Source organism: Actinomycetota bacterium, from assembly GCA_030682655.1.
Taxonomy (GTDB): Bacteria; Actinomycetota; Coriobacteriia; order Anaerosomatales; family JAUXNU01; genus JAUXNU01.
On record JAUXNU010000027.1, the window covers coordinates 1 to 1,306 of the forward strand.

The 1,306-nt window shown below is 64.1% G+C and carries 2 protein-coding genes; both read left to right on the plus strand.

What is annotated here, in order from left to right; translation table 11 throughout:
• Positions 1-844: argininosuccinate synthase (locus tag Q8K99_01370; GenBank protein MDP2181205.1), on the plus strand; the 844-nt coding region annotated here is incomplete at its 5' end.
• 198 nt (positions 845-1,042) lie between these two features.
• A partial coding sequence (locus tag Q8K99_01375) for a lyase family protein (protein MDP2181206.1) occupies positions 1,043-1,306 on the plus strand: 264 nt, incomplete at its 3' end.

The following is a 1,306-nucleotide window of genomic DNA, read 5'->3' on the forward strand; positions in this document are numbered from 1 at the left end:
CTTCGAGGTGGGAATCGCGGCGCTCGACCCGGACCTGCAGATCGTCGCGCCGGTACGTGAGTGGGATCTCAAGACCCGCGAGCAGGAGATGGACTGGGCTGCCGAGCGCGGGATCCCGGTGCCCACCACCAAGGACAACCCGTACTCGATCGACGACAACCTGTGGGGCCGCGCCATCGAGTGTGGCGTGCTGGAGGACCCGTGGGTGGAGCCTCCGGCCGACATCTACACGCTCACGGCCGACTCGCGCGGCAACAGCCGCGATGAGCCGGAGTACGCCGAACTGACCTTCGAGCAGGGGCTGCCGATCGCTCTGAACGGCGAGGTGATGAGCTTCCACGAGATCATCAACGCCATGAACGATCTCGCGGGCAAGCACGGCTTCGGCCGTATCGACATGATCGAGAACCGCCTCATCGGCGTGAAGTCTCGCGAGATCTACGAGGTGCCGGGCGCGCTCACGCTCATCACGGCGCACAAGGCGCTCGAAGACCTCTGCCTCGAGCGCGAGGTTCTTCACTACAAGCTCGGCATCGAGCAGAAGTGGGCGGAGCTGGTCTACAACGGCATGTGGTTCTCGCCGCTGAAAGAGGCTCTCGACGGCTTCGTCGAGACGACGCAGAAACTCGTCACCGGCGACGTTCGCCTGCGTTTCTTCAAGGGCTCGTGCGTGACAGTCGGGCGCCGCAGCCCGTATTCGCTCTACGACTACAACCTTGCCACCTACGACGAGGCGGACTCCTTCGACCACGCCGCGGCCAAGGGCTTCATCGATCTGTGGGGACTGCCGACGAGGGTCTGGGCGCGCCAGCGCCGCAAGGTCGGCAAGGAAGGCGAAGTCTAGTGTCGTGTAACGGAAATACGCACGCATTCGGCTGGCGCGGCGCTCGCCTGGCTACGTTGCTCCTCCCTCACGTACCTACAGGTACGCTCGGTCGTCGCGCCTTGCCAGCCAAACGCGGCGCCACCCTCGGTGCTGCGCGTATTTCCGTTGCACGACACTAGGCACCCGGCCGTACGTCAGATGACAAGGGGCATGAGCGTGAGCGACACCAAGACGCCGTGGGGCGGACGCTTCGAGAGGACTCCGGGCAGGTTCGTCCAGGAGTTCGGAGCATCCTTACCGGTAGACAAGCGCATGTGGGCCGAGGACATCCGAGGCTCGATCGCGCACGCACGCATGCTAGCGAAGCAGAGCATCATCACCGAGGCGGATGCTGACGCCATCGAGGTCGGCCTCTCCGAGATATACCAGGAGATCCGCGACGGCAAGTTCTCGTTTCACATCGAAGACGAGGACATCCAC